Annotated in this window: 22 protein-coding genes and 1 tRNA gene; 12 read left to right on the forward strand and 11 right to left on the reverse strand. The window is 71.2% G+C overall.

Annotation, left to right across the window (positions count from 1 at the left end):
* Window positions 1-133 precede the first annotated feature (133 nt).
* The 3 genes from AS97_RS22660 (at window position 134) to AS97_RS22670 (ending at window position 1,427) form a co-directional block, all read left to right on the forward strand.
* Window positions 134-670, forward strand: coding sequence for a hypothetical protein (locus AS97_RS22660; protein ID WP_185930066.1), 537 nt, complete (start codon window positions 134-136; stop codon window positions 668-670).
* A gap of 101 nt (window positions 671-771) precedes the next feature.
* The gene (gene tadA / locus AS97_RS22665) at window positions 772-1,272 is read left to right on the forward strand and encodes a tRNA adenosine(34) deaminase TadA (RefSeq protein ID WP_210565531.1); all 501 of its coding nucleotides are present in this window, start codon (window positions 772-774) and stop codon (window positions 1,270-1,272) included.
* A 68-nt stretch (window positions 1,273-1,340) separates the two neighbouring features.
* Window positions 1,341-1,427 (forward strand) — tRNA-Ser (locus tag AS97_RS22670).
* A gap of 69 nt (window positions 1,428-1,496) precedes the next feature.
* On the opposite strand, the gene AS97_RS22675 is transcribed toward AS97_RS22670, so the two are convergent.
* Window positions 1,497-2,990: a DUF6777 domain-containing protein gene (locus AS97_RS22675; protein WP_210565532.1), complete on the reverse strand. Its 1,494-nt coding sequence runs from the start codon at window positions 2,988-2,990 to the stop codon at window positions 1,497-1,499.
* Window positions 2,991-3,291: 301 nt separating this feature from the next.
* On the opposite strand from AS97_RS22675, the gene AS97_RS22680 reads away from it, so the two are divergent.
* The gene (locus tag AS97_RS22680) at window positions 3,292-4,176 is read left to right on the forward strand and encodes a universal stress protein (protein ID WP_210565533.1); all 885 of its coding nucleotides are present in this window, start codon (window positions 3,292-3,294) and stop codon (window positions 4,174-4,176) included.
* A 4-nt stretch (window positions 4,177-4,180) separates the two neighbouring features.
* Here AS97_RS22680 and AS97_RS22685 read toward each other — a convergent pair whose 3' ends face one another.
* The gene (locus AS97_RS22685) at window positions 4,181-5,206 is read right to left on the reverse strand and encodes a 6-phosphofructokinase (RefSeq protein WP_059147254.1); all 1,026 of its coding nucleotides are present in this window, start codon (window positions 5,204-5,206) and stop codon (window positions 4,181-4,183) included.
* A 211-nt stretch (window positions 5,207-5,417) separates the two neighbouring features.
* Here AS97_RS22685 and AS97_RS22690 point away from each other — a divergent pair, with 211 nt between their 5' ends.
* The 4 genes from AS97_RS22690 to AS97_RS22705 all read left to right on the forward strand — a co-directional run bounded on the left by AS97_RS22690 (window position 5,418) and on the right by AS97_RS22705 (window position 8,471).
* A complete protein-coding gene (locus tag AS97_RS22690) occupies window positions 5,418-5,582 on the forward strand; it encodes a hypothetical protein (RefSeq protein WP_185930028.1) in 165 nt (54 codons plus the stop codon).
* Window positions 5,583-5,743: 161 nt separating this feature from the next.
* Complete coding sequence (locus AS97_RS22695) at window positions 5,744-6,577, forward strand: RNA polymerase sigma factor SigF (RefSeq protein ID WP_059147253.1); 834 nt, start codon at window positions 5,744-5,746, stop codon at window positions 6,575-6,577.
* 188 nt (window positions 6,578-6,765) lie between these two features.
* On the forward strand, window positions 6,766-7,596 hold the full coding sequence (locus AS97_RS22700) for an RNA polymerase sigma factor SigF (RefSeq protein ID WP_059147252.1): 831 nt from the start codon (window positions 6,766-6,768) through the stop codon (window positions 7,594-7,596).
* Between the two features lie 65 nt (window positions 7,597-7,661).
* Window positions 7,662-8,471, forward strand: coding sequence for a hypothetical protein (locus tag AS97_RS22705; RefSeq protein WP_059147251.1), 810 nt, complete (start codon window positions 7,662-7,664; stop codon window positions 8,469-8,471).
* Window positions 8,472-8,539: 68 nt separating this feature from the next.
* Here AS97_RS22705 and AS97_RS22710 read toward each other — a convergent pair whose 3' ends face one another.
* Complete coding sequence (locus tag AS97_RS22710; protein WP_059147250.1) at window positions 8,540-8,740, reverse strand: hypothetical protein; 201 nt, start codon at window positions 8,738-8,740, stop codon at window positions 8,540-8,542.
* Window positions 8,741-8,943: 203 nt separating this feature from the next.
* Between AS97_RS22710 and AS97_RS22715 the strand changes: the two genes are divergently transcribed.
* Complete coding sequence (locus AS97_RS22715) at window positions 8,944-9,432, forward strand: MarR family winged helix-turn-helix transcriptional regulator (protein WP_210565534.1); 489 nt, start codon at window positions 8,944-8,946, stop codon at window positions 9,430-9,432.
* Window positions 9,433-9,440: 8 nt separating this feature from the next.
* Entirely contained in the window at window positions 9,441-12,059 is a 2,619-nt protein-coding gene (locus AS97_RS22720) for an MFS transporter (RefSeq protein WP_210565535.1), read from the forward strand.
* A gap of 123 nt (window positions 12,060-12,182) precedes the next feature.
* Here the strand turns inward: AS97_RS22720 and AS97_RS22725 are convergent, their stop codons facing one another.
* Complete coding sequence (locus tag AS97_RS22725) at window positions 12,183-12,395, reverse strand: hypothetical protein (protein ID WP_210565536.1); 213 nt, start codon at window positions 12,393-12,395, stop codon at window positions 12,183-12,185.
* On the opposite strand from AS97_RS22725, the gene AS97_RS22730 reads away from it, so the two are divergent.
* Window positions 12,394-13,245 (forward strand): YceI family protein, encoded by an 852-nt coding sequence (locus AS97_RS22730; protein WP_059147247.1) that lies wholly within the window; start codon window positions 12,394-12,396, stop codon window positions 13,243-13,245. The genes AS97_RS22725 and AS97_RS22730 overlap by 2 nt on opposite strands.
* 245 nt (window positions 13,246-13,490) lie before the next feature.
* On the opposite strand, the gene AS97_RS22735 is transcribed toward AS97_RS22730, so the two are convergent.
* The 6 genes from AS97_RS22735 to AS97_RS22760 form a co-directional block, all read right to left on the reverse strand.
* A complete protein-coding gene (locus AS97_RS22735; protein WP_059147246.1) occupies window positions 13,491-14,273 on the reverse strand; it encodes a TetR/AcrR family transcriptional regulator C-terminal domain-containing protein in 783 nt (260 codons plus the stop codon).
* A gap of 79 nt (window positions 14,274-14,352) precedes the next feature.
* On the reverse strand, window positions 14,353-15,876 hold the full coding sequence (locus AS97_RS22740; RefSeq protein WP_210565537.1) for an MFS transporter: 1,524 nt from the start codon (window positions 15,874-15,876) through the stop codon (window positions 14,353-14,355).
* 125 nt (window positions 15,877-16,001) lie between these two features.
* Window positions 16,002-18,455 carry a glycosyltransferase family 39 protein gene (locus AS97_RS22745; protein WP_210565538.1) on the reverse strand — a complete coding sequence of 818 codons (2,454 nt, stop codon included), beginning with the start codon at window positions 18,453-18,455 and terminating at the stop codon, window positions 16,002-16,004.
* Window positions 18,452-19,750, reverse strand: a complete 1,299-nt coding sequence (locus AS97_RS22750; RefSeq protein ID WP_210565539.1) for a bifunctional glycosyltransferase family 2/GtrA family protein — start codon at window positions 19,748-19,750, stop codon at window positions 18,452-18,454. Before AS97_RS22750 ends, AS97_RS22745 begins: the two co-directional genes overlap by 4 nt.
* A 67-nt stretch (window positions 19,751-19,817) precedes the next feature.
* Window positions 19,818-21,731 carry a HAMP domain-containing sensor histidine kinase gene (locus AS97_RS22755; protein ID WP_210565540.1) on the reverse strand — a complete coding sequence of 638 codons (1,914 nt, stop codon included), beginning with the start codon at window positions 21,729-21,731 and terminating at the stop codon, window positions 19,818-19,820.
* A gap of 98 nt (window positions 21,732-21,829) precedes the next feature.
* The gene (locus AS97_RS22760) at window positions 21,830-22,567 is read right to left on the reverse strand and encodes a response regulator transcription factor (protein WP_059147243.1); all 738 of its coding nucleotides are present in this window, start codon (window positions 22,565-22,567) and stop codon (window positions 21,830-21,832) included.
* Between the two features lie 227 nt (window positions 22,568-22,794).
* Between AS97_RS22760 and AS97_RS22765 the strand changes: the two genes are divergently transcribed.
* Window positions 22,795-23,673 carry an LLM class F420-dependent oxidoreductase gene (locus AS97_RS22765; RefSeq protein ID WP_086710075.1) on the forward strand — a complete coding sequence of 293 codons (879 nt, stop codon included), beginning with the start codon at window positions 22,795-22,797 and terminating at the stop codon, window positions 23,671-23,673.
* 119 nt (window positions 23,674-23,792) lie between these two features.
* Here AS97_RS22765 and AS97_RS22770 read toward each other — a convergent pair whose 3' ends face one another.
* Window positions 23,793-24,659: an amidohydrolase family protein gene (locus tag AS97_RS22770; RefSeq protein WP_059147241.1), complete on the reverse strand. Its 867-nt coding sequence runs from the start codon at window positions 24,657-24,659 to the stop codon at window positions 23,793-23,795.
* Between the last annotated feature and the right edge of the window lie 6 nt (window positions 24,660-24,665).

The following is a 24,665-nucleotide window of genomic DNA, read 5'->3' on the forward strand; positions in this document are numbered from 1 at the left end:
CGATTCCGTCCGCGTGAGCCACATCTCTTTGGACTGGTGCACGACGCAGCGTGGAAGACCTCTCGCGACGCGACGGTTTCTGCCACGATTCCGATTGGGGCGGGACACTGTCCCGCCCGCCCCCGGCACGCCTATGACCAGTGGGAGAGTCACGGTGTACTTCGCCGCATTGCTCGCGCGCACCGCAGAAGGGTGGGAAGCGAGCGACACAGAGCTCGATGACGTGGAAACCCTGACGGATCTGATCGAACTGGCCCGTCTGGCCTCCAAGGACGACGACACGGTATTGGCCTTCATCGAGCACGAAGACGCGTGGTTCGGCGTCGTCCGTGTGGACGGCGAGGACGACCCGCACATCTACGTATCGGACGCGGCAGCGGCCGCCCGCACCTCGTACGGCTCGATGCTCACCGACGAGCTGCTCGGCCGGGACCCCGACGACGATCTGGACAGCCTGGTCGACCTGGACGGCACCGAGGACGGGGAGCCGGACCGGGACGACGAGGACGCGGACGACGCCCCGGTCCCGCTCGGCCCGCTCGGCGACGCCGACATCCTGGCCGACTACGGCATGGACGAGAAGGAGCTGAAGTCCCTCGACGGGGACGCCCTCGAATCGATCGCCGAGATGCTGGGCTGCAGCATGGAGGGGCTGGAGGCGGTGCGCTGACCGCCGCAGCCATGCCACCCACCCCGTCACCGCACTGATCCAAATGATCCACACGAACCGCGGACGCAACCGATCCGCACGAACCGATCCACACTGACGTCATGACCGATCCGCTGACCGGCCTCCTGCCCGGCCCCGAACCCGACCCCCTGCGCGATCCCTGGCGCGCCCCCATGCGCCTGGCGCTGGAGGAGGCGCTACGGGCACCCGAAACGGGAGATGTGCCGGTCGGCGCCGTCGTGCTGGGCCCGGACGGCTCGGTACTCGGCCGCGGCCGCAACGAGCGCGAGGCCCACGGCGACCCCACGGCCCACGCCGAGGTCCTCGCCCTCCGAGCCGCCGCCCACCACCTCGGCGGCTGGCGGCTGACCGGCTGCACCCTGGTGGTCACCCTGGAGCCGTGCACGATGTGCGCCGGCGCGATCGTCCTGTCCCGCCTGGACCGGCTGGTCTACGGCGCCGTGGACGAGAAGGCCGGCGCGGTCGGCTCCCTCTGGGACGTCGTCCGCGACCGCCGCCTCAACCACCGCCCCGAGGTCATCGCGGGTGTCCTGGCGGAGGCGTGCGCGGCCCCCCTGACCACCTTCTTCCGCAAGTCCTGACCCCTGCGCCCGGGTCCGCCCCGTAACCGATTTCGGTTCCCGGCCGCCCGTCCGCTAGGCTCTCCCTCGGTAGCGTGTCCGAGCGGCCGAAGGAGCGCGCCTCGAAAGCGCGTGAGGGGGCAACTCCTCCGTGGGTTCAAATCCCACCGCTACCGCCGCTGAGAACGTAGGGCCCGGCTCTTATGAGCCGGGCCCTACGTGTGTGCGGTGGTCGTCCCATCCCGTCAGGACGGGGGCGGCTGCTCCGGGGGCTGCTGCTGGTTGGGGTCGGGCTGCTGCTGTGGCTGGTCCTGCGGGGGTTGGTTGGGGGGCGGTTGGTTCGGCGGGGGCTGGTTCGGGGGCGGGGGCGGCTGCGGCGGGGGCTGGTTCGGCGGAGGTTGGTTCGGGGGCGGCTGGTTCGGCGGGGGCTGGTTGGGCGGCGGCTGGTTCGGGGGCGGCTGGTTCGGCGGAGGCTGCGGCTGGGGTTGCTGCTGGCCCGGATCCGTGGGCTGGTCCTGGGGCTGCTGCTGACCCGGATCGGAGGGCTGGTCCTGCGGCTGCTGACCCGGATCCGTGGGCTGGTCCTGCGGCTGCTGACCCGGATCGGAGGGCTGGTCCTGCGGCTGCTGACCCGGATCCGTGGGCTGGTCCTGCGGCTGCTGACCCGGATCGGAGGGCTGGTCCTGCGGCTGCTGACCCGGATCCGTGGGCTGGTCCTGCGGCTGCTGACCCGGATCGGAGGGCTGGTCCTGCGGCTGCTGACCCGGATCCGTGGGCTGGTCGGAGGGCTGCGACTGCTGCGAGGGGGTCCCGGACGGGCGATCGGTCTCCAGCGGGGTGAACCGGTCGGACGGCTTCAGGCTGACCTTCGGCGCTTCCCGCAGCCGCGGGGCGTGCTGCTCGCCCGGCATGGCCAGGGAGGACGGGTAGTCGGCCCGAGCCAGCACGGTGTCGCGCGGGTCCCCGCTGCCGTCACCGTCGCCGAGCGGGCGCTTCAGAAGCTCGGTCTTGCCGGCCCCCACCAGGACGAGGTGCTTGATGTCCTTCGTGGCCGGCCGGATGACGGTCACCGTGGTCCGGGAGAAACCGTTCCACTGGGGCCCGGTGAAGGTCGGCTTGGCGTTGCGCGGCGGGGCCGAGACCCTGACGGGATTTCCGGAGTCGCACTTCACGACGGGCGCGCCGTGCTCATCGACGAAAACCGCCGTTCCGGCCTGGAGGACGGCGGGCACCGGTTTCACCCCGCCGCGGTAGCCGTAGGTCTTCGCATAGGTGTCGGAGCGCAGCGTGACGCTCGTGAGCCGCTGCACGAAACCGGGGATGTCGTCCTGGCTGATGTGCTGGACCCGGCTCCAGGCGGCCCCCCTCTTCTTGTCGGCGTCGAGGTCATGGGTCAGTCCCTGCCGGTCGCAGGGCTGCCGGTTCCGGACGCCGGCGTAGAGACCGGGGGTGTCGCCGCGGAAGGCCCGGCCTCCGTTGGACGGCGAGACCACGTATTTGCGGTCATGGCCGACGGAGGAGGTGAACGCGGGGACCGAGGTCCTTCCGACGGGTTCGCGCCGGTATTCGACCGTCGAGGCGAATCGGGGGGCTTCCCCGGAAGCCTGTCTGGGAGCTTTCCCGGAGGCCTTTTCGGAGGAGGAGACCATCCCAAGGACCACCACGACGGCCACCACGACGACGAAACCGACGAAGAGTGCTGAGCGACGTGAGGTGAGGTGCCATGAGATCAAGCGCATTTCCCTCTCCTTCCCTTACCTCGCCCCCCATCCTGCGCTCGCCCCGCCCGCCCCCGCTTCCCCCGAAACCTTGACATCTCACCCCACTTTCGGGGGACTTGGCCAGGGTTTGCCCGCCGCCGCCCGCAGAACCGCCTCCGGTCCGGTGGCCCGGACCGGAGGCGGTCGCTGCCCCTCGCGGTCTGTGTGCGGCACCCCCTCCGACCATGTCGGATGTTCGCCGCGTATCTAGACTAAACGGACCTGCTCCAGTTGGCAGGGGAACGGACCGGAGAACGGACGGCGGCCAAGGAGGACCCTGATGAGCGGCGCTGTCGTGGCGGGGGTCGACGGATCGCAGCGCAGCCTTACGGCGGCCGAATGGGCCGCGCGGGAGGCGGCGCGGCGCGGGCGCGTCCTGCGGCTCGTGCACGCCAGTCCGCCGCTGCCGCGACGGGTCTCGCCGGTGCCCGGGGCGGACGCCTGGCAGCACGTGGGCGAGCAGATGCTCGGGCAGACGGTCGCCGACTTCCGGGCGCGCGAGCCGGACCTCGAGATCGTCGGGGAGCACACCGCCGCCGAACCGGCCGAGGCACTGCTGACGGCCGCCGCGGGCGCCGGGCTGCTGGTGGTCGGGGCCCGGGGCTGGGGAGGCTTCGACGGGCTGGCACTGGGCTCCGTGGCGCTGCGGGTGGCGGCGATGGCTCAGTGCCCCGTCGTCACGGTCCCGGAGGCGCGGCGTACGGGCGGCCGATGGGACGGTGCGCATACGGACGAGGTGCAGCTCGGCTTCGACGCCCACGCTCCGGCGGAGGCGCCGGCCGACTTCGCGTTCCGCGGCGCGCAGGAGCGGGGCGTGCCGCTGCGGGTCGTGCATGCGTGGGCGCTGCCCCCGGCCTCCCCGTCGGCCTGGATGCTCACGGTGCTGGAGGAGGACCGCGCGATGTGGGAGGACCAGGAGAGCCAGGTGGTATCCGACGCCCTGCGGCCGTGGCGGGAGAGATATCCGGAGGTCACGGTGGTGCCGGATGTCCTTCTGCTCAATCCCGCGGAGGCGCTGGTGAGGGCCTCGGAGCGGGCCGGGCTGCTGGTGATCGGGCGCCGTGCGGCCACCCGGCCGACCGAGCTGCGGCTGGGGCCGGTCGCCCTTCCCGTACTGCACCACGCCCACTGCCCGGTGGCGGTCGTGCCGCACCCCGCACTCTGAACGCTCAGCCGAAGAACACCCCGAGTTCGGAGTAGAGCGCGGGATCGACGGTCTTGGTGCCCGCCGTGGCCTCCGCCAGCGGTATGCGCACGATGTCCGTGCCGCGCAGCGCCACCATCGTGCCGAAGTCCTGGTCCTTGACGGTGTCGATCGCGCGCAGCCCGAGGCGGGTGGCCAGCCAGCGGTCGAAGGCGCTGGGCGTCCCACCGCGCTGAATATGGCCCAGGACCGTGGTGCGGGCCTCCTTGCCGGTGCGGTCGGCGATCTCATGGGCCAGCCACTCGCCGATACCGGACAGCCGGACATGGCCGAACTCGTCCCGGCTGGAGTCCTTGACCACCATCTGCCCCTTCTTCGGCACGGCCCCCTCCGCCACCACCACGATCGGTGCGTATCTGATCTTGAAGCGGTTCTCCACCCAGGCGCAGACCTGGCCGATGTCGAAGGGCTGCTCGGGGATGAGGATGACGTTGGCCCCGCCCGCGATGCCCGAGTGCAGCGCGATCCACCCGGCGTGCCGCCCCATCACCTCGACCACCAGGGCGCGGGTGTGGGATTCGGCGGTGGTGTGCAGCCGGTCGATCGCCTCGGTGGCGATATTGACGGCGGTGTCGAAGCCGAAGGTGTAGTCGGTGCCGGCCACGTCGTTGTCGATCGTCTTGGGCACTCCGACCACCTGGATGCCCTCGCCGCCCAGGGCCGCGGCGACGCCGAGCGTGTCCTCGCCGCCGATCGCGATGAGCGCGTCCACCTCGAACTCGGCGAGGGTCTCCCGCACCCGGCCGACCCCGTCCTCGCCGGCCAGGGGATTGGTCCGGGAGGAGCCGAGGATGGTGCCGCCGCGCGGCAGGATGCCGCGCACGGCCCGGACGTCCAGCGGCACGATGGCTCCTTCGAGCACGCCGCGCCAGCCGTCCCGCACTCCGACGAACTCGAAGCCGTGGACCTCCACGCCCTTTCGGACGATGCCGCGGATCGCGGCGTTGAGCCCGGGGCAGTCACCGCCGCCGGTCAGCACACCGACACGCATCTCCGCTCCCTCCGCCGACGCCGCTGCTTCTGGCGCCACTCGGTCACCCCCCTCTTTCTCCAGAATCCACCTATTTGTAGCGCGGCGCCCACACCGGCGAAGGACCGTTTCCACAACACCAGTCCGTTCATCCGACTGATACGACTGATGCGCCAGAGGTGTGGATAGACTCTCGCGACTGCACAAGGGCACAGCGGGAGAGGCAGCACAGATGGCCCAGGCGAAGAAAATCGTGCTCTATATGCTGATCGTCTTCGTGCTGTACACGATCATCAAGACGCCGGCCAGGGCAGCCGACCTCGTCCAGGTCGGTTTCGAGGGCATATCGGACGCCGCGACGAGCGTCGGCGAGTTCATGACGGAACTGGCCAAATAGCCTCGTTCCACCGCGCTCTCACCCCTCGAACTACCACCCCCACCACCCCCTTATTGGGCGATTCCTCCACCAACACGTGGTAAAGCGGTGCTTGCACACAGTGCACATGTCTTGTGATGCTATGACCGCTTTTGCCGGGTGAGTAATCGTGAAGGGGTGGCGTGACCGTGTCGGCCCGTACCGCGCCCAGAACCCCGCCCCAGGGCGATGGCGGCAGCGAAAGCGGCAGAAGCCGCGGGGCTGACGCCAGAGCGCTCACCCAGGTGCTCTTCGCCGAGCTCTCGGGCCTCACCCCCGGAACCCCCGAGCACACCCGTGTGCGCGCCGCGCTGATCGAGGCCAATCTGCCGCTGGTCCGCTACGCCGCGGCCCGCTTCCGCAGCCGCAACGAACCCATGGAGGACGTGATCCAGGTCGGCACCATCGGCCTGATCAACGCGATCGACCGGTTCGACCCGGACCGCGGGGTGCAGTTCCCGACGTTCGCCATGCCGACCGTCGTCGGCGAGATCAAGCGCTACTTCCGCGACAACGTCCGCACCGTCCACGTGCCGCGCCGGCTGCATGAACTGTGGGTGCAGGTCAACGGCGCGACCGAGGATCTGACCGTGCTGCACGGCCGCTCCCCGACGACCGCCGAGATCGCCGAGCGGCTCAAACTCAGCGAGGAGGAGGTGCTCGCCTGCATCGAGGCGGGCCGCTCCTATCACGCCACTTCCCTGGAGGCCGCCCAGGAGGGCGACGGACTGCCCGGGCTGGTCGACCGGCTCGGCTACGAGGATCCGGCGCTCGCCGGAGTCGAGCACCGCGATCTGGTGCGCCATCTGCTCGTGCAACTGCCCGAGCGCGAGCAGCGTATCCTTTTGCTGCGTTACTACAGCAATCTGACGCAATCTCAGATCAGCGCCGAGCTCGGCGTCTCCCAGATGCATGTGTCCCGGCTGCTGTCCCGCAGCTTCGCCAGGCTGAGGTCCGCAAATCGGATCGAGTCCTGATCCTTGCGAGGGACCTGCGCCCCGGTACCTCAAGGCTGTAATGTCGACTTGGCGCTACAGCGTGTTGCCGACATGTGACATTCTGCGGAAACCGCGTTTGGCGCGGCCCGACCTCCGGTATTCAGGGGGAGGCTGCGTCGGACGCGAACCGCGCAGCTGGGATCCGTCCGCGACCTCTAGGGGGTGGCATGTCCGTAGAACTGGGCAGCTCGAAGGTGCTCAACAACGATGCACTGCTCATGCCTGACGACTGCGACGCCATCGACACCCGCACCCTCTCCCGCTCCCTCTTCCTGCGGCTCGCCACACTCGACAAGGACAGTGCGGAGGCCGGCTACGTCCGTGACACCCTCATCGAGCTGAACCTCCCGCTCGTCCGCTACGCGGCGGCCCGGTTCCGCAGCCGTAACGAGCCGATGGAGGACATCGTCCAAGTCGGCACCATCGGCCTGATCAAGGCGATCGACCGCTTCGACTGCGAACGGGGCGTGGAGTTCCCGACGTTCGCCATGCCGACCGTCGTCGGCGAGATCAAGCGGTTCTTCCGCGACACCAGCTGGTCGGTGCGGGTCCCGCGGCGGCTGCAGGAGCTGCGGCTGGCGCTCACCAAGGCCAGTGACGAGCTGTCACAGAAGCTCGACCGCTCCCCGACCGTCCCCGAGCTCGCCACGGCGCTGGGCGTCTCGGAGGAGGACGTGGTCGACGGGCTCGCCGTGGGCAATGCCTACACGGCCAGCTCGCTGGACTCCCCGTCCCCCGAGGACGACGGCGGCGAGGGGTCGCTCGCCGACCGGCTGGGGTACGAGGACAGCGCGCTGGAGGGCGTGGAGTACCGCGAGTCGCTCAAGCCCCTGCTGGCCAAACTGCCGCCGCGCGAGCGCCAGATCATCATGCTGCGCTTCTTCGCCAATATGACGCAGTCGCAAATCGGCGAAGAGGTCGGGATCTCCCAGATGCATGTCTCCCGGCTGCTCACCCGGACCCTGGCCCAGCTGCGCGAGGGTCTGATCTCGGACTGAGCCGGCCGCCCCGTCGCCCTGTCGGATCCCTGTACACCTGACGAGTCGTCAGACACACTGGCCCGATGCGATACGCATCGAGCCGGACAACCGGCCGCCGAGGCACGGCGCTCGCCTCCTCGGCGGCCGCGCTGTGCCTGGGGGCCCTGCTCAGCGGCTGCGGCGCAGGCGGCGACGGCTATGTCGCCGCCGGGGCGGCCGGGCCCGACGGCCAGCGGAGCGCGGAGGCCGTACCGCCCAAGGGCGGCGTCGACCTGGTGCCCCTGGACGAGGACGGCACAGGGAACGATCGCGACGGTAAGGGCGGCCTGGGCGGGAAGCGCGATCAGGGCGCATCCGGCCCGGCGGCCACCGGGGACGGCAATGCGGACGGGCCGGCCTCGCGGGCGCCCTCGGCATCAGCACGGGCCCCCGGCCGTACGGACGGCCCGGGCCGCGGCAAGGGCGGCTCCGGGGCCCCGGGAAATAGGGACGACGACCCCAAGGGCGACGAGCCGGGGAAGCCCTCGCCCTCCGGGCCCGGCTCGGACCCCTCGAACCCCTCCGGCTCCCCCACGCCCACCGGACCGGCCGTCCTCGAGGTCGGCAAGCCGGAGCGTACGGCGACCGATGAGCGCTGGTGCGAGAAGGTGAAGGTCGAGTTCCGCAACACCGGAGGATCCGCTGTCGCCTCGGGCACCGTCACCTTCTCGACGCATGTGATCGACCTCCTCGGCATCGACTGGGCGACGCTGAAATCCGAGGAAGAGCTGCCCGCGCCGATCGGCGCGGGTCAGAAGAAGGAGAAGACCTGGACGGTGTGCGTGGACGACTGGCGGGTGCCGCTGGGCATGCGTATCGAGACCAAGGACGTCTCGGTCACCTGGAAGCCGTAAGGCCGGTCCGGCAGCCGTAAGGGGCGCGGAAGCTCATGCTCCCGCTGGAAGCGTCAGGGCCTCGGGGCTCAGCCCAGCGCCAGCCAGGCCACCGCGGCGACGATCACGACCGCCGCGATCACACCGACGATCACGCCCACGCGCGAACCGCCGCTCGATCCGGTGGACGCCTGAGGCTGCCGCGTGCCCTCGTCGACGAAGGCGCGGAACATCTGAGTGGAACCGGACGGGTCCTGGTTGCCGTTGGGGCTCTGGGGGTTGTTCGCCATGGGCCCCGACCCTAGCGAACGAGCGGATTCCGGGACACCCCCGGGTCTCCGCCGCACCTGGCGCCTCAGCCACCCCACTTGACCGACTCCAGAACGACTCTTTAATGGCAATTTACCGCCCAGACCGCCCTTTCATTTGCCTGTTGCAACTAACTTCTTCTATGGTTGCCCTAAGCAACTGACCAATCCCTCTGGGGGGTGCCGTGGCCACACAGCGCCACTACGAGGAGCTGGCCCGGCAGCTCAGCGCCATCGGCACCGTCAAGCGCGGGCTCGGGCGCGTCCTGCCGACCGACTGCCCATCGGGCGCCGCCATCGTCCTGATGCTCCTCGACCGCTACGGCGAGATGCGCATGAGCAAGCTCGCCGAGCTGCTCGACATCGATATGTCGGTGACCAGCCGGCATGTGGCACATGTCGCGGGCCGCGGCTGGGTGGACCGCAAGCCCGACCCGCTCGACCGGCGGTCGCGACTGCTGAGCATCAACGCCAGCGGACGAACCCTGCTCGGTGAGGTGTCCGAGCGCTACACGGACGCGCTCGCCCACTGTCTGAGCGACTGGTCGGACGAGGACGTCGACCACCTCAACGAACTTCTCGACCGATTGCGGACGAGTTTCGGGGACACGCGTTCCCGAGCCGTGCCGCAACAGGTCGAGAGCAGCATCACCCGTACACCTTCGCAACGTTAAGGATCTTCATGGCAACGACCACACCGGACGGCGGTGTGCGGGGACCCGCGGGGCACCCCGCCCACGCCAAGCACGGCGGAGGAGGACACCGGGCCCATCAGGGCCACGACGCGGACTCCTCGGCGCCGATGACCCACCGGCAGATCATGGAGGCGCTCTCCGGGCTGCTGCTGGGGATGTTCGTCGCGATCCTGTCGTCGACGATCGTCTCCAACGCGCTGCCCGAGATCATCGCCGATCTCCACGGCGGTCAGTCCGCCTACACCTGGGTCGTCACCGCCACCCTGCTGGCCATGACCGCCGCCACCCCGCTGTGGGGCAAGCTCTCCGATCTGTTCAGCAAGAAGCTGCTGGTCCAGATAGCCCTGCTGATCTATGTCGCGGGCTCCGTAGTGGCCGGTCTGTCGCAGAACCCCGGCATGCTGATCGCCTGCCGTGTGGTGCAGGGCGTCGGCGTCGGCGGTCTGTCCGCCCTGGCCCAGGTCGTCATGGCGGCCATGATCTCCCCGCGTGAGCGCGGCCGGTACAGCGGCTACCTCGGCGCGACCTTCGCCGTCGCGACCGTCGGCGGTCCGCTGCTGGGCGGCGTGATCACCGACACCTCCTGGCTGGGCTGGCGCTGGTGCTTCTACGTCGGCGTTCCGTTCGCCGTCATCGCGCTGATCGTGCTGCAGAAGACCCTGAAGCTCCCCGTGGTCAAGCGGGACGTCAAGGTCGACTGGAGCGGCGCCTTCTTCATCAGTGCGGCGGTCTCGCTGCTGCTGCTCTGGGTGACCTTCGCGGGCGACAAGTACGACTGGATCTCGTGGCAGACCTACGCGATGGTCGGCGGTTCGATCGCGCTCGGCCTGATCTTCATCCTGATCGAGTCCAAGGCGCGCGAGCCGATCATCCCGCTGCGGCTGTTCCGCAACAAGACGATCACCCTCGCCTCGCTGGCATCGCTCTTCGTCGGTATCGCGATGTTCTCCGGCACCGTCTTCTTCAGCCAGTACTTCCAGCTGGCGCGCGGTGAGACGCCCACCATGTCGGGCGTCATGACCATCCCGATGATCGGTGGCCTGTTCATCTCCTCGACCGTCTCCGGTCAGGTCATCACCAAGACCGGTCGCTGGAAGGCATGGCTGGTCATCGGTGGTGTGCTGGTGACGGCGGGCCTCGGGCTGCTGGGCACCATCCGGTACGACACCCCGTACTGGCACATGGCGATCTACATGGCGCTCATGGGCCTCGGCATCGGCATGATGATGCAGAACCTGGTGCTGGCCACCCAGAACCAGGTGGCCCCGCAGGACCTCGGCGCGGCCAGTGCCGTCGTCACCTTCTTCCGCTCCCTGGGCGGTGCGGTGGGCGTCTCGGCGCTCGGTGCGGTGCTCGCCAACCGCGTCACCCACTACGTCAAGGACGGCCTGTCCGACCTCGGCCCCAAGGGTGCCGCGCTGGCCCACGCCGGCAGCGGCGGCGGTGGCATCCCCAACATCAAGGCGCTGCCCGAGCCGATCCGCACGATCACGGAGAGCGCCTACGGCCACGGTGTCGCGGACGTCTTCCTCTTCGCCGCCCCGGCCACGCTGCTCGGCCTCCTGCTGACCCTGTTCATCAAGGAGGTCGCCCTGAAGACCAACTCCGGATCCCAGCAGGCCGCGATCGCCTCGGACGCCCCGGCCAACGACGCCACCCCGGCCGACGCGATGGCTGCCCCGGCCGCCGCCGGACAGGTCGCCGACCTCGAGCCCGCCCTCGTGGGCGCCCCGGCCGCCGGGATGCCCGAGCCGGACTCGGGCGGTGCCCTCGCGGCCGCCGCCCCGCAGCGCCTGGCGGCCTTCGCCTCCACCGGGGGCGACGGCGCGGACCATCAGCCCCGGCAGGGTGTGCACGGCTTCGTGCGGAACGCGGACGGCGGCCCCGTCGCCCGCGCCGCGGTGACGCTGATCTCGCTCGCCGGGCGCCAGCTGGGCCGCTCGGTGGCGCACCCCGACGGCTCGTACGCGCTGGACGCGCCGAGCTCCGGCTCGTACGTCCTGATCGCGGCGGCCGACGGGCACCAGCCGCAGGCGTCCACGATCGTGGTCGGGGACGAACCACTCGGCTTCGACATCGTCCTGTCGGGCACCAGCGGTCTGGTGGGCACCGTGCGCGGCGCCGCCGACGGCCGTCCGGTCGACGCGGCGATGGTCGTGGTCACCGATGTCCGCGGCGAGGTGCTGGCCACCGGGAAGACCGGTGAGCAGGGCGACTTCGGCTTCGAGGAGCTGGTCTCCGGGACCTTCACACTCGCGGTGAACGCGCCGGGCTACCGGCCCGCGGCCCTGCCCGTCGAGGTGGGCGCCCAGGGTCTGACCCGGGTGGAGATAGCCCTGCAGGCCGGCGCCCGGGTGCAGGGCATAGTCCGGGCCGGTGCCGACCGGCGCCCGCTGCCGGACGCGCGGGTCACCCTCGTGGACGCGGCCGGGAACGTGGTCGCCACCTCCACCACCGGTGAGGACGGCGCGTACGCCTTCACCGACCTGGACGCGGGCGACTACACGGTCATCGCGAGCGGCTACCCGCCGGTCGCGGGGGCGCTGACGGTCTCCGGGCCCGGCGTCGACGGCCACGACGTCGAGCTCGCCCACCCGGGCGAGTGACGGAACTCCGGGCCCGGGGCGCGTAAGAGCGGAGACGCCCCGGGCCCGGTCCGGGTGACGGATTTTTCCGCCGGTCCCGGAACCCGGATCCCGGCGGCGGTGTAGTGAAGGCAGGGGACGGCCTTACACCGCCGCCCGGATCCGGCGCACGAACACGACGTACGCGACGTACGCGACGCACACGACGTACGCGGTGAACACTACGAGCACGACCAGCACGACCAGCACGTCGAGTACGACCAGCTCGACGAGCACCACGCGCACGACCAGCAACACCAGTACGACCAGCAGCACGAGCGACACGAGCGACACCCGAGCGGGAGCGAAACGCGGCATGACGACCACAGGAGCAGGAGCACGCGGGGGAGCGGGGCTGCGGGCCCGGATCCACACCCGCGACGGCTGGGCGGTCCAGCACGCGGTGCTGACCGTCACGGATATGACGGGCGCGCAGGTGCTGCGCGCGCAGGCCGACGGGGACGGCGCCGTGCGGACCGACGAGCCGCTGCCGCCGGGGCCGTACACGATCATCGCCACCGCCGTGGGCTATGCCCCGGTCGCGTCCACGGCGATCGTCACGGCCTCCGGGCGGGCCGATGTGGGCACGGTGGTGCTGGCGCGGCAGGGCGGAGTGGAGCTTCCCCCGCCCGGTGCGTGGACGCTCGACCCGGCGCATTCGACGGTGGCCGCGGTCGCCCAGCACCTGGGGATCTCCAGCGTGCACGGCCGGTTCACGGAGTTCGGCGGGCGGATCGAGGTCAGCGAGGACATCGAGAAGTCGCGCGTCGAGGCGGTCATCCAGGCCGCCAGCATCGACACCGGCAATGCCATGCGGGACGGCCATCTGAAGTCGCCCGACTTCCTCAATGTGGAGGAGTTCCCGCAGCTGACGTACCGGAGCACGCATCTGAGCACGGCCGGGGCCGACCGCTGGACGGTCCATGGTGAGCTGTCGATGCACGGCGTCGTCCGGGACGTGGACCTGGACCTGACGTACCTGGGCACGGGCCCCGACCCCTGGGGCGGAGTGCGGGCGGCCTTCCGGGCCGTCGCCGAGCTGCGCCGCGAGGACTTCGCGATGAACTACAACCAGGTGGTCGCGGCGGGCATCGCGGCGATCGGCACGACCCTGCGGGTGGAGCTGGACATACAGGCGGTGCAGGGCGAGGAGCTTCCCACGGCCTGACGGCCCGGCGGCCGCCTGACCGGTCACGCCCCGGCAGCCCGGCAGCCGGACCGCCCGGCGCCCTGGCCGCCCCGCCGCCCGACCGCCCGGCGCCCTGGCCGCCCCGCCGCCCGACCGCCCGGCGCCCTGGCCGCCCCGCCGCCCGACCCTCTGGCGCCTTGGCCGCCCGGCGGCCCGGTCCTCCGGCGGCCCGGTCCTCCGGCGGCTGATGTCCCGGGGCGGCGCCCCGGTCCGCCGGGCGCGCGCTACCGGTCCCGCAGGGCTTCGATACCGGCGATCGCGAGGTCCAGGGCGAACGTGAAGTCGCGGTCCCGCATCTCCTCGACCGTATTGCCGCCCCGAGCCTTCATGATCTTCCGCGACTCGTCGAACTCCATACGGTCCGCGACCGAGCTCATCGTCTCGTGGAACAGCTCGTCCTGGGTGAGTCCCGCCGCCCGGCAGCGGGCGGCGAAGCGGCCCTCGATCGTCCCGAAGCCGTAGACGAACTGGTAGACGAGGGACAGCGCGCTGGTGATCTTGTCGTCCGGCAGTCCGCTGTTGCGCATCACGGCCAGCGCGGCGTTGCTGAAGACCACCGCGTTGGGCCCGATGTTGAGGTACTCCCCCAGCAGCGCGGGCAGCCAGGAATGGCGGACCATCACCTGCCGGTACTCGGCGGCGAGCTGGCGCAGCTGCTCACGCCAGTCGCGCGGCTCGGCCGGGGAGTGCTCATGGCCCTCGACGGGCCCGACCGCCTCCATGGGCAGCGCTATCTCGCCCATCGCGGCGTCGAGGGCGAGTTCGAGCAGATGGTCCTTGGTCTCCACGTACCAGTAGACCGACATGGCGGTCACCCCGAGCTCCGCCGCGAGCCGCCGCATCGAGAAGCCCGACAGACCCTCGGCGTCCAGCAGCCGCATCGTCGCCGCGACGATCTTCAGATGGTCGAGCCCGACGGGCTGCTGATCGCCCTTGCGCTTGGGGGCCTTGCGTTCGGAGAGCCAGACGCTGGACCGCGGGCGGACGGTACGGCTGCCGGTTGCCATGGCGGCGCCTCTCTTTCTCCAATGCGCTGGCACCATGCGTACCGGGACCCGGCACGCGGCACCTCACTCCCTGCAGATGCTATGCCGCCGGGGCCTCCTGTGAAGATCGTTCAGCCCTGCTGAGCAGGAGCGCGGCCAGCAGCCCGCCCGCCAGCACGGCCGCCGCGCCGACGAGCTGGCTGGTCTCCAGCCCAGAGGAGAAGGCGTCCGTGACAGCCGCCCGGTCCCCGGGGGTACGGGCCGCGGCGAGGGCGGCCGGGAGCGAGCCGGCTCCGGCGGCGGCCGCGGGCAGCAGCGAGCTGAAGCGGGAATTGAGCACCGCGCCGAGGACGGCCACGCCGAGCCCGTTGCCGAACTCGGTGAGGGTCCCGTTGACTCCCGCGCCCACACCCGCCTTCTCCGGCGGGATGGCCGACATGATGGCGTTCGCCATCGCGGGCATGGCGAGCGCGATCCCGGCCCCCATCACCACCAGTCCCAGCAGCATTCCGCCATAGCCGTCCGCGCCGAGGACCGCGATGAGCGCGAGGCCGACAGCGAGCAGCCCCATACCGCTGACGATCGTCAGCGGCGTCCCGAGCTTCGGCAGCAGCCGGGCGCCGACCCCGGTGAGGTTGAGCGCCACGATCACCAGCGCGAGCGGCGCGGTGCGCAGCCCCGCGTCCAGCGCGTCGTAGCCGAGCACGAACTGCAGATGCTGCGTGAGCAGGAAGAGCGAACCGCCCATCCCGAAGGCGACGAGGATGCCGCCCGCGACGGCACCCACGAAGCGGCGGTCCCTGAAGAAGTGCATGTCCAGCATCGGATACGGAATATGACGCTCCCACAGCGCGAAACCGGTCAGCACCACGACCCCGACGACGGCGGAGAGCAGCACCCGGGCGGAGGTCCAGCCGTGGTCGGGCCCGGCGATGATCGCGTAGACGACTCCGGTCATACCGATGGTGGAGAGCACCGCGCCCAGCAGATCGGGGCGGTCGCCGACCGGGTCCTTGGACTCGGGCACCAGCCAGATCACGGCGATCAGCCCGAGCAGGGCGACCGGGATGTTGATCAGGAAGATCGAGCCCCACCAGAAGTGCTCCAGCAGCGCGCCGCCGATCAGCGGCCCGGCGGCGAAGCCGAGCGAGCTGACCGCGCCCCACAGGCCGATCGCCTTGGTCCGCTCGGTCTCGTCGAAGATCTGCACCACGACGGCGAGCGTCGTGGTCATCAGCAGCGCTCCGCCGACCCCCATGCCCGCGCGGGCGGCGATGAGCTGGCCGGCCCCCTGCGCCAGCGACGCGAACAGCGAGCCGACCCCGAACAGGGCGAGCCCCGCGACCAGCATCTTCTTACGGCCGTAGCGGTCCGCGGCATTGCCCGCGGTGAGCAGCAGCCCCGACTGGACCAGCGAATAGGCGCTGATCATCCACTGGATCTCGGCGGTGGTCGCGTCCATCTCCCGGGAGAGGGAGGGGACCGCGACATTGAGGATCGTGTTGTCCAGCAACACGGTGAGCTGGGCCAGGCAGATCACGGCGAGGATCAGCCAGCGCTGTGGATGACCACCCGGGGAGGGGCCGGGTGGAGCGGAGGCGGCGTCGGCGGTCGAAACCGTCATAGGGACTCCAGGCAGAGGCTTCTACGGTGTATGACGACGTGGTCGCTGTACACCGTACAAGCATCGCTGTACGGCGTACAGCGAATTACCGTCCACGCGCCGCACGCGTGTACGGGACTCCTGCGTCAGTCGAAGAGCGTCGAGGACGCCGAGGACGCCGACGACTTCGAGGACGCCGACGACTTCGAGGACTTCTGCGTCAGGTCATAGAGCGTGGTGCTGCCCACGGTGACCTTCTTGTAGGTGGCCTCGATCCAGGAGGTGATCTGGGACGAGGTCCCCTGGCCGCCGCCCGGCCCGCCGCCCATACCGGTGCCCGAGGAGATGAAGTAGTGGATCTTGCCCTGCTTCACATACTCCTTGAACTGGGCGAGCGTCGGGGACGGGTCGCTGCCGTTGAAGCCGCCGATGGCCATCACGGGCTTCTGGGTGGCGAGTTGATAGCTCGCGGCGTTCTGGGAGCCGATCGCCGCGGCCGCCCAGGTGTAGTCGTCGGCGTTCTTCTCCAGCTTCGCCTCCGTCCTGGCGTCGACCTGCTGACCGTCGAGCAGTCCGCCCATGCCGCCGCCGCGCCGGCCGCCCTCGCCCATGCCGCCGCCACCGGGCAGCATTCCCGGTCGGCCGTTCTGCCCCTGGCCCTGCCCCTGAGCGTTGCCCTTACCGTTTCGCGGAGACTGGCCGCCGCCCGGGAAACCGCCGCCGGGGAAACCGTTCTGACCGCCCGGCTGACCGCCGCCGATGCCCCCGCCCGGCATGCCCTGCCGACCGCCCTGCCCCTGCCCCTGCTGGCCCTGGCCACCCTGCTGATTGCCCTGGCCCTGCCCCTGCTGGCCCGCGCCCTGGCGTCCGTTCTGCATCCCCGGCGGGCCGCCCATCCGGCCGCCGCCACCGGGGCCGCCCATACCGCCCGCCACCGACGGACCGGCCGTCACGATGGAGCCGCGCTTCGGGGTGTCCACCGTGTTGAGCGTGTACGCGACCGGCCCGGCCAGCCCCGCCGCGAGGCCCAGGCCCGCCGCGGCCAGCACCGCCTTCCGGCCGAGGCGCGCCGTCAGCAGCAGTCCGGCCGCCGCCACGAGTCCGCCGATCAGCACCGCCCAGCGCAGCCAGGGGTGCCAGTCCGCCGACCGCCCCAGCAGCACGTACGACATATAGGCGGTCACCGCGACCGTGACGGCCAGCACCGCCGAGGCCGCCGACCCCGCCCGGCCGCCTTCGTTCCGCCGCTCCCACAGCAGCGCCGCGCCCATGCCCACGACCGCCGCGATATAGGGCGCCAGGGCGATGTTGTAGTACTGGTGGAAGATCCCGGACATGAAGCTGAAGGTGGCGAACGTCATCAGCAGCGCCCCGCCCCACACCAGGAAGGCCGCGCGCCGGGTGTCGGTGCGCCCCGCCCGCCAGGTCAGCCAGATCCCGGCCGCCAGCAGGATGAACGCCGCGGGCAGCAGCCAGGCGATCTGACCGCCCATGTCGGAGCCGAAGAGCCGGTCGATCCCGGTCTCGCCCCACCTGCCGCCACCGCCGCCACCCGGGCCGCCCCCGCCGACGCTGCCGGTCTCATTGCCGTTGATCCGGCCCAGCCCGTTGTAGCCGAAGGTCAGCTCCAGGAAGCTGTTGTGCTGCGAACCGCCGATGTACGGACGCGAGGACGCCGGCCACAACTCGACGATCGCGACCCACCAGCCGCCGGAAACCACCATGGCGAGCCCCGCGAGCAGCAGTTGCCCGATCCGCCGGCCGAACCTCGCCGGGGCGCACACCGCGTACACCACCGCGAGCGGCGGCAGGATCAGCCACGCCTGCAGGGTCTTGGTGAGGAAGCCGAGGCCGAAGCAGACCCCCGCGAGCAACAGCCACTTGGTGCGGGCGTCCTCCAGCGCGCGCAGCACGCAGTAGACGGCCGAGACCATGAGCAGACAGAGCAGCGCGTCGGGGTTGTTGAAGCGGAACATCAGCGCCGCGACCGGGGTGACCGCGAGCGCCGCGCCCGCGATGAGCCCGGCGGCCGCGCTGAACCTGCGCCGTACGGCCGCGTACAGCACCCCGACCGTCGCGACGCCCATGAGCGCCTCGGGGACGAGGACCGCCCAGGAGGAGAGGCCGAAGAGCCGCACCGACAGGGCCATCGGCCACAGCGCGGCCGGGGGCTTGTCGACGGTGATGGAATTCGCGGCGTCGGAGGAGCCGAAGAAGAACGCCTTCCAGCTCTCGCTGCCCGCCTGTACGGCGGCCGAGTAGAACTGGTTGGCGTAGCCGGACGCGCCCAGGCTCCACAGATAGAGCACGGTGGTCACGGCCAGCAGGGCCCACAGGGCGGGCCGCGCCCAGCGCGGGTCCTCCGGCCGTCCCCGCCAGACCCGCGTCAGGCGCGAACCGCCGGTGGCCTGCGGCCGCGCCGCCTGCCGCCCGTCCGTGGCCGCCGGGGTCGCCGGGGTCGCCGGAGCCACCTGGCCTGCCGGGATCGCCGAGGCCGCCAGGGGCTGGGGAGGCTGCGGGGGAGCTGGGGGCCGCGAGGCCGCCGGGCGCTGCGGGGGCGGAGGTCCGGCGTCCCGGGTGCCGTGGTCGTACGTCGTCATCGGTTGTCGTTCCTCAAGTCGTCGGTGGTGGCGCCGCTGTCCGACGGGAAGACCCAGGCCCGGAAGAGCAGGAAGCGCAGAACGGTCGCGGCGAGGTTCGCCGCGATCAGCACGGCCAGTTCGGTGCCGTGCGCGGCGGTGCCGGGGGCGGCGTCCAGAGCGGCGAGGGAGCCGCTGGTCAGCACGAGGCCGATGCCGAAGACGACCAGCCCCTGGGCCTGGTGACGCATCGCGCGGTCCCGGCCCCGCACCCCGAAGGTGAGCCTCCGGTTGGCCGCGGTGTTGCCGAGCGCCGACAGCAGCAGCGCCAGCGCGTTGGCCACCTGCGGGCCGGTGCCCATCCGGAAGAGCGAGTACAGCAGCAGATAGACCAGCGTGCTCAGCGCGCCGACCACGCAGAACCCGACGAGCTGGCGGGCCAGCCCCTTCGGCACCCCGCTCAGCTCGCGGTCGCGCGGATCGTCGCCGAACGGACGGCGCACCCGGTCCAGCGGCAGCGCACCGGTGGCCAGCGCGCGCCCCACCCGCCACACACCTCTGAGGTCCTCCGTGGCCGTCTTCACGATGTGGACCGTGCTGTTGGGGTCGTCGACCCAGTCCACCGGCACCTCGTGGATGCGCAGCCCGGCCCGCTCGGCGAGCACCAGCATCTCGGTGTCGAAGAACCAGCCCGTGTCCTCGACCAATGGCAGCAGCCGTTCCGCGACGTCCTTACGGATCGCTTTGAAACCGCACTGGGCGTCGGAGAAGCGGGCGGCGAGGCTGCCGCGCAGGATCAGGTTGTACGCCCGCGAGATGAACTCCCGCTTGGGCCCGCGCACCACACGCGAGCTGCGCGCCAGCCGCGATCCGATCGCCAGGTCGGAGTGACCGGAGATCAGCGGGGCGACCAGCGGCAGCAGCGCCTTGAGATCCGTGGACAGATCGACGTCCATATAGGCGAGCACGGGCGCCTCGGACAGCGACCACACGGTGCGCAGCGCCCGCCCGCGCCCCTTCTGCTCCAGCCGGACCGCCGTCACCTCCTCGATGGACTCGTCCAGGTGGGCCGCGAGCTCGGGCGTGCGGTCCGTGCTGGCGTTGTCGGCGATGGTGATCCGGAAGCCGTACGGGAAGGTGCGGGCCAGATGGTCGTGGAGCCGTCGCACACACCGCTCGAGGTCCGCTTCCTCGTTGTAGACGGGGATGACGACGTCCAGCACCGGACGGCCGAGCTCGGCCATCACCGGCCCGCGCACGGGCAAGGTCTGCAGGGGTGTCTCGGGCGGAACCCCGAGAGGGGTGTCGGTTCGCATGAGGTCGACACTCGCGAGCCGCGCTGTCACGGCTGTGTGGTCAGCCTGTGGCCTGCCTGTGAGTCCGTTACGGCGTGGTGAACGGCTTGCTGAGCGCCCCGGTGAACGGGCGGGTGGACGGGCGGGTGGACGGGTGGACGGGCAGATGGACGCCGAACACGGTGCGCCCGGGAACGCTGTCCACCGTCACCTGCCCGTCGTGCGCGGCCACGACCGCGTGCACGATGGCCAGGCCGAGCCCCGTACTGCCCGCGCCGCGGGAGCGCGAGGCGTCGCCGCGTGCGAACCGTTCGAAGACATGCGGCAGCAGCTCGGGCGGGATGCCCGGACCGTCGTCCTCGATCTCCAGCGAGACGTACGAGGGCGGCTGGGGCGGGCCGAAGGCCCCGGCGCCGACGCGGGCGGCCGCGTACGGCGGTCCGAACGGCGATCCGAACGGCGGGGCGTATGGCGAGCCGCCGCCCTTACGGTGCCCACGGGGGCCACCGGTTCCGAGGGACATGCCTGCGGACACCCCGGACGACGGGTCAGGGGGGACCCCGTAGGACAGGCCGTACGGCGCCCCGTAAGACAGGTTGTGCGGCGCCAGATACGGCGAGGGGTACGGCGACGCCTGCGGCCCGCCCCACAGCACCCGCGCCGTGACCGTGGTGCCGGCGGGGGTGTGCGTACGCGCGTTGGCGAGCAGATTGACCAGCACCTGGTGCAGCCGGGCGTCGTCACCGTGGACGACCGCGGGTTCATCGGGCAGCTCCAGCCGCCACTCGTGGTCGGAGCCCGCCGCCCGCGCGTCACTGACGGCGTCGACGACCAGCGGGGAGAGATCGACCTCCGCACATTCCAGGGGCCGGCCCGCGTCCAGCCGCGCCAGGAGCAGCAGATCCTCGACCAGCCCGGTCATCCGCCCGGCCTCGGACTCGACCCGGCCGAGGGCATGCCGGGTGTCGGGCCCGATCTCCTCCCGGCCGCGCCGGGTCAGCTCGGCGTAGCCGCGGATCGAGGCGAGCGGCGTACGGAGCTCATGGCTGGCGTCGGCGACGAACTGCCGCACCCGCGTCTCGCTCTCCTGGCGGGCCGCGAGCGCCGACTCCACATGGCCGAGCATGCGGTTGAGCGCCGCGCCCACCTGGCCGACCTCGGTGCGCGGATCGGCCTCCGAGGCCGGAACGCGCTCGCGCAGCGCCACCTCGCCGCTGTGCAGGCGGAGTTCGGCGACTCGGGTCGCGGTCGCGGCCACCCGGCGCAGCGGGCGCAGCGAGATGCCGACCATCGCGGCCCCGGCGATCCCGGCCGCGACCAGCCCGGCCGCGGCCACACAGAACTCGACGAGAATGAGGGTGTTGACCGTCTCCTGGGTCTGGTCGAGCGGGAAGGCGAGGATGATGCCGCCTTCCCGGTGATCCCACTGGGCCACGGCCCGATAGCCGCCGAGGCCGGGCAGATCGATGGTGTGCACCTGTCCGTCCAAGGGGACGGCGGCGAGCGCCTTGCGCTGACCGCTGGTCAGGGAATCCACCCGGCTGTCGACGTCGATGTCGTTCGTCACGGGCGAGTCATTGCTCTTGCCGGACGTGGAGATCTCCCCGCCCTGGCCGAAGCGTGCCCCGACCGTGCCGATGGGCTGACCGGGTGAGGCGACGAAGAGCACATCGTCCCGGGGGAGTTCGCCCGCCGGGCCCGGCTTGTTCAGGAACCGCCCGACCGATGCCCGCAGATCGCCGTCCACCTGGCCCTGGAGGTAGGACTGCAGGGCCAGGGTCGTGACCGTGCCGATCACCGCGCAGACCACCGCGATCAGCGCGACGGCCGAGACGACCAGGCGGGTGCGCAGGGACCAGGGACGGCGCCCGCCCCGCGGAGCGCGCCGGGCGTGCGCCCGCCCCTGCGCCGCCCCCGCACTCCGGGGCGGCTCGGGGGCGGGGGTCGGCCCGGGGGCGGCGGACGTCTCACGGACCCTGGGCGCCTCGCGGACACCAGACATCTCAGGGACACCAGACATCTCAGGGACACCAGACGTCTCAGGGGTCCCGGACGTCTCAGGGGTCCCGGACGGCCGGATCGGGGGGTGCGCCACAGTGGCTACTCCCCGGGCTTGATCAGATACCCGGCGCCACGCCGGGTGTGAATCATCGGGCTGCGCCCCGCATCGATCTTGCGCCGCAGATACGAGATGTAGAGCTCGACCACGTTGGCCTGGCCGCCGAAGTCATAGCTCCAGACCCGGTCGAGGATCTGCGCCTTGCTGAGCACCCGGCGCGGATTGCGCATGAGATAGCGCAGCAGCTCGAACTCGGTCGCGGTGAGATGGATCTCCCGGCCGCCGCGCGACACCTCATGGCTGTCCTCGTCCAGGATCAGATCGCCGACGGCCAGCACCGACTCGCTGCGCGCGGCCGCCGCCCCCGACCTGCGCAGCAGACCCCGCAGCCGGGCGACGACCTCCTCCAGGCTGAACGGCTTGGTGACGTAGTCGTCGCCGCCCGCCGTCAGCCCCGCGATCCGGTCCTCCACCGCGTCCCGCGCGGTCAGGAACAGCACCGGGACATCGGGCAGTTCGCGGCGCAGCCGCCCCAGCACCGTGAGCCCGTCCATATCGGGCAGCATGACGTCCAGGACCACCGCGTCCGGGCGCAGCTCACGGGTGATCCGGATCGCCTCCCCGCCGTCGCCCGCGGTGCGCACCTCCCAGCCTTCGTAGCGCAGCGCCATCGACAGCAGGTCGGCGAGCGCCGACTCGTCGTCCACGACCAGCACCCGGACGGGGCTCCCATCGGGGCGCAGCAGCTCGGTACGCCCATGGGGCGAGGTCGGCATCATGGGCCCTACCCTCCGGGCGGGTCCTGAGAGGTCGCTTTCGGCTGCCTGTGAATTACCTGAGAATCCTGTGGGGCCACGGAACAACGGCGGAGACACGGAACGACGAAGGGGAACGCGGACCACCCGCGGGCGCCCGGAACGACCCCAGGGGCCCGGAACAACTTCAGGGACGCGGAACAACCTCAAGGACGCGGAATAAGCGGAAGGACTCTCCGGCTTCCCCCTGTATGAATTCTCGTCCCGCACTTGGCAAGATCGGCGTCTGGACCGCGGCCCTGAAGACGGATTCCCTACCATCAGCACAGGTCAGCGAGGTGGCGGCCGAACTGGACGAGCTGGGGTACGGCGCTATCTGGCTCGGTGGCAGCCCCAGCCCGGACCAGGCCGGTGTGCTGCTGGACGCCACCTCCCGGATCACCATCGCGACCGGAATCCTGAGTATCTGGGACCACGAGGCGGCCTATGTGGCCGAGCGCCACGCCGCGCTCAGCGCGGCCCACGACGGCCGCTTCCTCCTCGGCCTCGGCGTGAGTCACAGCGCGCTCGCCGGTGAGCGCTATCGGCGTCCGTACACGGCGATGAAGGAGTACCTGACCGCGCTGGACTCCGCCCCGGCCCCGGTCCCCGCCTCCCAGCGGGTCCTGGCCGCACTGGGCCCCAAGATGCTGAAGCTGTCCCGCGACCGCGCGACCGGCGCGCACCCGTACCTCGTCACTCCGGAGCACACCGCGGAGGCCCGCGACATCCTGGGGAAGGATTCCGTGCTCGCGCCGGAGCTGAAGGTCGTGCTCGACACGGATCTGGACCGCGCCCGCGCCACGGCCCGCGGCTACCTCTCCCGCTATCTGGCGCTGCCCAACTACACCAACAACTTCCTGCGGCTGGGCTTCGAGGACGCGGACTTCGCGGACGGCGGCAGCGACCGTCTCATCTCCGCCATGTTCGCCCTCGGTGACGCGGAGGTGATCCGGGCGCGCGTCGACGAGTTCCTGGCCGCGGGCGCGGACCATGTCGCGATCCAGGCGGTAACGGACAGCCAGTTGGCCGACGTCCCGCGCGCGGAGTGGCGCACACTGGCCGAGGCACTGCCGCTGGACAAGGGCTGACCTCCTAGCCCCTCAGCCCCCTCAGCCCTTCACTCCCCGCCCGACGCCGAGATGGCGCCGGGCGGGCCGCTTCAAATCCCGAACAGACGCGCGCGTCATATCCCGAACAGGCGCGCGCGTCATATCCCGAACAGACGCGCCGCGTTCCCGTAGCACACCGCGCGCAGCCACTCCTCGTCCTGACCGATCCGCGTCAGCGCCTCCAGCGCGTGCAGGTACCCGTACGGGATGTTGGGGAAGTCGCTCCCGAACAGCACCCGGTCCCCCAGCGCGGCCAGCCTTCCCCGCTCCGCCCGCGGAAACGGCCACCGGCTCTCGGTGAAGTCGGTGAAGGCCATCGTGGTGTCCAGATGCACCCCCTCGTACCGCTCCGCCAGCGCCAGGAAGTCCGCGTACTCCGGCAGCCCCATATGCGCGATGATCAGGCGCAGCCGAGGATGACGGGCCAGCACCCGCCCCACCGGCTCCGGCCCGGTGTACTTGCCCGGATCGGGCCCCGATCCGCAGTGGATGACGATGGGCGTCCCGCTCTCGGCGAGCGTGCCCCACACCGGGTCGAGCAGCGCGTCGCCCGGGTCGTACGCCCCCACCTGCACATGAGCCTTGAACACCCGCGCCCCGTCTTCGAGCGCCGCGCGCACGTACCCCTCCACACCGGGCTCGGGGAAGAAGGTCGCGGTGTGCAGACAGTCGGGCGTACGGGCGGCGAACCCGGCCGACCAGTCGTTCAGCCAGTGCGCCATCTCCGGCTTGTGCGGATAGAGCATCGACGTGAAGGCTCGCACCCCGAATGCCCGGAGCACCGCGAGGCGTTCGTCCTCCTCCTCGCGGTAGGTGATGTGCCATCGGGGCTCGACGGCGTCGAAGTAGGCCCAGACCTTGTCCAGTACGCGCTGCGGCATGAAGTGGGTGTGCACATCGATGAGGCCGGGCAGCCCGAGTTCCTGCCAGAACCGCTGCACCGTCACCACGGCGGGATCGTCCATGCGGGT

Source organism: Streptomyces sp. AgN23, from assembly GCF_001598115.1.
GTDB lineage: Bacteria > Actinomycetota > Actinomycetes > Streptomycetales > Streptomycetaceae > Streptomyces > Streptomyces antimycoticus.

What these genes read in the sequence shown, in the direction of transcription:
- AS97_RS22675 (WP_210565532.1), bottom strand. Translation starts at nt 2,990, where the DNA reads ATGCGCTTGATCTCATGGCACCTCACCTCACGTCGCTCAGCACTCTTC.
- AS97_RS22730 (WP_059147247.1), top strand. Translation starts at nt 12,394, where the DNA reads ATGACGACCACAGGAGCAGGAGCACGCGGGGGAGCGGGGCTGCGGGCC.
- AS97_RS22765 (WP_086710075.1), top strand. Translation starts at nt 22,795, where the DNA reads ATGAATTCTCGTCCCGCACTTGGCAAGATCGGCGTCTGGACCGCGGCC.
- AS97_RS22745 (WP_210565538.1), bottom strand. Translation starts at nt 18,455, where the DNA reads ATGACGACGTACGACCACGGCACCCGGGACGCCGGACCTCCGCCCCCG.
- AS97_RS22700 (WP_059147252.1), top strand. Translation starts at nt 6,766, where the DNA reads ATGTCCGTAGAACTGGGCAGCTCGAAGGTGCTCAACAACGATGCACTG.
- AS97_RS22770 (WP_059147241.1), bottom strand. Translation starts at nt 24,659, where the DNA reads ATGGACGATCCCGCCGTGGTGACGGTGCAGCGGTTCTGGCAGGAACTC.
- AS97_RS22710 (WP_059147250.1), bottom strand. Translation starts at nt 8,740, where the DNA reads ATGGCGAACAACCCCCAGAGCCCCAACGGCAACCAGGACCCGTCCGGT.
- AS97_RS22755 (WP_210565540.1), bottom strand. Translation starts at nt 21,731, where the DNA reads ATGTCTGGTGTCCGCGAGGCGCCCAGGGTCCGTGAGACGTCCGCCGCC.
- AS97_RS22660 (WP_185930066.1), top strand. Translation starts at nt 134, where the DNA reads ATGACCAGTGGGAGAGTCACGGTGTACTTCGCCGCATTGCTCGCGCGC.
- AS97_RS22720 (WP_210565535.1), top strand. Translation starts at nt 9,441, where the DNA reads ATGGCAACGACCACACCGGACGGCGGTGTGCGGGGACCCGCGGGGCAC.
- AS97_RS22735 (WP_059147246.1), bottom strand. Translation starts at nt 14,273, where the DNA reads ATGGCAACCGGCAGCCGTACCGTCCGCCCGCGGTCCAGCGTCTGGCTC.
- AS97_RS22750 (WP_210565539.1), bottom strand. Translation starts at nt 19,750, where the DNA reads ATGCGAACCGACACCCCTCTCGGGGTTCCGCCCGAGACACCCCTGCAG.
- AS97_RS22705 (WP_059147251.1), top strand. Translation starts at nt 7,662, where the DNA reads ATGCGATACGCATCGAGCCGGACAACCGGCCGCCGAGGCACGGCGCTC.
- AS97_RS22725 (WP_210565536.1), bottom strand. Translation starts at nt 12,395, where the DNA reads ATGCCGCGTTTCGCTCCCGCTCGGGTGTCGCTCGTGTCGCTCGTGCTG.
- tadA (WP_210565531.1), top strand. Translation starts at nt 772, where the DNA reads ATGACCGATCCGCTGACCGGCCTCCTGCCCGGCCCCGAACCCGACCCC.
- AS97_RS22685 (WP_059147254.1), bottom strand. Translation starts at nt 5,206, where the DNA reads ATGCGTGTCGGTGTGCTGACCGGCGGCGGTGACTGCCCCGGGCTCAAC.
- AS97_RS22680 (WP_210565533.1), top strand. Translation starts at nt 3,292, where the DNA reads ATGAGCGGCGCTGTCGTGGCGGGGGTCGACGGATCGCAGCGCAGCCTT.
- AS97_RS22690 (WP_185930028.1), top strand. Translation starts at nt 5,418, where the DNA reads ATGGCCCAGGCGAAGAAAATCGTGCTCTATATGCTGATCGTCTTCGTG.
- AS97_RS22740 (WP_210565537.1), bottom strand. Translation starts at nt 15,876, where the DNA reads ATGACGGTTTCGACCGCCGACGCCGCCTCCGCTCCACCCGGCCCCTCC.
- AS97_RS22760 (WP_059147243.1), bottom strand. Translation starts at nt 22,567, where the DNA reads ATGATGCCGACCTCGCCCCATGGGCGTACCGAGCTGCTGCGCCCCGAT.